At 62.5% G+C, this 3,721-nt stretch carries 3 protein-coding genes and 1 tRNA gene; 2 read left to right on the top strand and 2 right to left on the bottom strand.

The window, feature by feature from the left end:
- Positions 1 to 50: 50 nt before the first annotated feature.
- Positions 51 to 127 (top strand) — tRNA-Met (locus I7S92_RS22940).
- Here I7S92_RS22940 and I7S92_RS22935 read toward each other — a convergent pair.
- Positions 84 to 1,781 carry a recombinase family protein gene (locus I7S92_RS22935; RefSeq protein ID WP_197647811.1) on the bottom strand — a complete coding sequence of 566 codons (1,698 nt, stop codon included), beginning with the start codon at positions 1,779 to 1,781 and terminating at the stop codon, positions 84 to 86. The two genes, I7S92_RS22940 and I7S92_RS22935, sit on opposite strands and share 44 nt — an antisense overlap.
- A 272-nt stretch (positions 1,782 to 2,053) precedes the next feature.
- On the opposite strand from I7S92_RS22935, the gene I7S92_RS22930 reads away from it, so the two are divergent.
- The gene (locus tag I7S92_RS22930; RefSeq protein WP_197647810.1) at positions 2,054 to 2,308 is read left to right on the top strand and encodes a hypothetical protein; all 255 of its coding nucleotides are present in this window, start codon (positions 2,054 to 2,056) and stop codon (positions 2,306 to 2,308) included.
- A gap of 160 nt (positions 2,309 to 2,468) precedes the next feature.
- Here I7S92_RS22930 and I7S92_RS22925 read toward each other — a convergent pair whose 3' ends face one another.
- Positions 2,469 to 3,005, bottom strand: coding sequence for a hypothetical protein (locus I7S92_RS22925; protein WP_197647809.1), 537 nt, complete (start codon positions 3,003 to 3,005; stop codon positions 2,469 to 2,471).
- Positions 3,006 to 3,721: the final 716 nt, after the last annotated feature.

Raw genomic sequence — 3,721 nt, 5'->3', positions numbered from 1 at the left:
TCGCAAGAAAAAGCCCTCGGGGCACGCGTGCCAAGTCAAGGCACAAATGGCGCGGGGTGGAGCAGCCCGGTAGCTCGTCAGGCTCATAACCTGAAGGCCGCAGGTTCAAATCCTGCCCCCGCAACCACCGTTTCCGACTTAAGCCCTCGCACCAGCGGGGGCTTTGTCATATCCGGCTCACCCAAAGCCAGGATCCCGGCCAGATCCCCAACAAGTTCAACGTGATGAAAGCCCGGCGCCGCACGGTCCGGCACCATCCGAACCTCGGAAATCAGACCCCGCAGAAGCTCCGTCGCCTGAGGCTTCATGTCCGGCTGGTTCAGGGCTTCAGCAAGAGACGCGATCTTCTCGCGGTAGAGATCAGAGAGGCGGGGATGAAGCCGCAGGGCAGGGGGCTCGGGGCGATCCGCAAGGAAGGCCGTCAGCTCGGCCTTGTCCTTCTCCAGCGCGGCCATCGTCTCCTTCATTGACGGGTGATACATCCCGTCCTCGATAGCGGTCAGGATGCCGGCGATCTTCTTCTCGGCCTTGGCCAGATCGCGGCTGGCCTTCTCCCTTCCGGCACCGGCATCTGCGGCGGCGGCATTGAAGGCGCGGCGGTATTCCTCGACAAAGGTCGTGATCAGGTCAGGGTGCAGCAGCGCCTCGCGCAGGCCGTCCAGAACGCGCGCCTCGACCTCCTCGCGCAAGATGGTGGCGCGATTGGTGCAGATGCTCTCGCCCTTGTTCCGGGGAGCCACACATCCGTAGCGGTTCTTGTTGATCAGCGTGTAGCTCGAGCCACAGCAGGCGCACTTCATCAGCCCGGCCAGCAGATACACAGGACGGCGGGCCTTCTCCAGGCGAGGGCGACCGGACCGCACGCCCGCCGGGTTCATGGCCTCACGGATGGCGCCTTGGCGGGCTTTGACGCGGTCCCAGAGCGCATCGTCAATGATCCGCTGGTCCGGCACCTCATGATACTTCCAGGCTTCCGGCGGATTGGGGCGGGCTTGGCGCTTGAAGGTCTGGGGATCCTTCACGAAGCGCTGCCGGTTCCAGACCAGCATGCCAACATAAAGTTCGTTGTTCAGAATGCCCGTGCCGCGCTTCCAGTTCCCCGAGATGGTCGAGGCGCCCCAGCAGCCATCACCGCTGCCTTCGCGCGGGCTGGGAATCCCTTCCTCGTTCAGCGCGGCGGCGATGGCGCGGGCGGACAAGCCCGCGTCATAGTCGCGGAAGATCCGCATGACGGTCTCCGCTTCCTCCGGGATGATCTCACGGTCTCCCGTGCTGACCGAGCCATCGGCGCGGATCTCCCGCTTCACCCGATAGCCATAGCAGATGCCGCCCGCCGATGTGCCAGCCTCGACCCGCCCCTCAAGGCCTCGATGGGTCCTCTGCGCCAGATCTTTCAGATAGAGAGCCGACATCGTGCCCTTCAACCCGATGTGCAGCTCGGAGATCTCCCCTTCGGCCACCGTGATGACGGGGATGCCGCGATAGCTCATCTGCTTGAAGAAGGCTGCGATGTGTTCCTGGTCGCGAGAGAAGCGGTCCAGCCCCTCTGCCACCACGACATCGAAACGCCCGATGCGGGCGTCGGCCATCAGGCGCTGGTAATCCGGCCGCAGGAGCGATGCGCCCGACAGCGCGGCGTCGGAATAGGTCTCGGTGAGGGTCCAGCCATGGCTGTCGATCATCCGGCGGCAGACGCGCAGCTGATCCTCGATCGAGGTGTCGGACTGGAGGTCGGTCGAGTAGCGCGCGTAGACGGCTGCGCGACGTTGAGCTTGGTGCATCAGCATATCAGTCTCCCTTCGTGGCGGTCGCCCTCTGGGTCGCGATCTCTTCGGCGGCGGCCTGGCGTGCCAGAAGACGCACGAGCTGGATCAAGCAAGGATGGGCAGAAGCAAGATTCGGTGCAAGGGTCGAGGCAGGCGGTGGAGCGGATGCCGCGGGAGAAGCCGCCGCATGTGCGGCGTCCTCTTTCTTGGCAATACCTCTCCGGTCTCGTGCCATAGGCCGAGTTGCTCCCTGCGCCGCTGGAACAAATGCGTGCGGAGTGCAGGCAATGGTGACAGTGGGGATCATTGCCGAGCAGCACATTGGTCCGGACGGCATTCAGCCCGCCACAAGTGTGGCAGCGCAGGGCGACATGCTGGTGATCGCGCACCCGGGCGATGAGCGTGAAGCCCTTGGTCTCAGCCGCCTCGGGCCATTCCGGGTGCATGATTCCCGGTTGGATCAGAAAAGGCAACTCGGCAGGGGAAAGCATTTTGCGGCCGCGCCGCATGGAAAAGTCGGCCATGATAAGGCCCTCCGATGATGCAGAATGTCGGGGATGGCGCCGCAGATCGGCCGTTTTGCCACGGAACAGGCAGAGTAGCGGCAGGACTGCGGCAGGAAGAGGGGCATCGGATCAGGCCGCGGGCCGCACCGCCAAAGGACGATGGGCCGCAGCCATGTCTCTCTGCCCAGGCTTGGGGTCAGGCCGCCGGTGCCATCAGCGCGTCGGCCTCATCGGCGTCGATCCCGCAGTATTCCGCGGCCACCGGTGCCGCGAAATCGGCGAGCGTTTCCAGATTACGCAATTGCGCCTGGAACCCGGCGATCATCAGGTTCACCCGCCGGGCGGTGGCGCTGTCACCGTGGCATTTGAAGAAGCTGGCGAATTGCGACGGCAGGGCCAGTGCCTGGCCGAAGGCCTCGGGCGTCTCACTTTCGATCAGCAAGCGCGTGACTTTGCCGAAATGCCGCAGAGGAATGTCCTCGCGCCGCCGGACCGGGGCGACATGCAGCAGGGCAAGGCGGTCCAGAACGCACGTGCGGGCACGTTCAGCGTCAGAAATCCAAGCGTCACACGCCGGATCGAAGCTGTCACAATGCTCCAGATCCTGCTCCGCCTCGATATAAGCCGACAGATCCCGCATCACCGCGATGAAGCACTGCGTGAGCGGCGTATGCGTGAAGGACGGCGCGGCTTCCGAAAGGCGGCCAGACGTAGTAAACGTGCAGTTAGCCATGAGGGATCTCCCTAAAGATCGTTCGTGGTTAGGGCTGGGCGGGGAGCTTCCACCTCCCCCTCAGTCCGTTGCAATTGTGTGCAACTGAGTTTAATATGCACTCATCAGCATTGAATGTCAACTGCACACAAGTGAACACATGGCAAAAACTTCAGCAATTTCCGTTAGAGTATCTGAGGAGACCAAGCAGGCGGTCGAAAAAGCCGCCGAAGCGGATGGGCGCTCGGTTGCTTCGTATGTCGAGCGATTGCTTACCGCGCATCTAAAGGAGCAGGGCTTTCTAAGCTCAACGTAGTTCACGCCACCCGAGAGCCGGTTCCGTTCCGGATAGCTTTCGCGGACGACCTGAAAGTGTCGGCTTCTGTTGCGTAGCTCAGGCAGCAGTCGGATGCCTCCTTTCTCATCGGAAAGGGGTGGGTCAGCTCCAGCCAGGCTCCGCAACGTCTTCATCTCCACCAGCTTCGGGACCGAGATACTCATGTTCAACCGATTTTGCTTCTGCCAGGCCAACCTCGTGCTGCAGACCAATGAATCGGATCGCTTCCTCTCCCTGCTCAGAGATTGTTGTCTGCGATGATCATAGCAGTCCTAGGCTCCAGACCCATTGATTTCGGGCGGTTCGCGTGATTCAGGCCTCGCAAGGAGACCTGACCGATGAGCAACCTCTACTGGCTGTCCGAGGCGCAAATGGAGCGCCTGAAGCCATTCTTTCCGAA

The sequence above is a fragment of the Tabrizicola soli genome, assembly GCF_015999335.1.
In the GTDB taxonomy this organism is placed as follows: domain Bacteria; phylum Pseudomonadota; class Alphaproteobacteria; order Rhodobacterales; family Rhodobacteraceae; genus Tabrizicola; species Tabrizicola soli.
The sequence above is the reverse complement of the archived record's forward strand: the minus strand, read 5'-3'. Positions and strand labels throughout refer to the sequence as shown.

Excerpts from the sequence above, each read along its gene's own strand:
- I7S92_RS22935 (WP_197647811.1), bottom strand. The coding sequence starts at position 1,781 with ATGCACCAAGCTCAACGTCGCGCAGCCGTCTACGCGCGCTACTCGACC.
- I7S92_RS22930 (WP_197647810.1), top strand. The coding sequence starts at position 2,054 with ATGGTGACAGTGGGGATCATTGCCGAGCAGCACATTGGTCCGGACGGC.
- I7S92_RS22925 (WP_197647809.1), bottom strand. The coding sequence starts at position 3,005 with ATGGCTAACTGCACGTTTACTACGTCTGGCCGCCTTTCGGAAGCCGCG.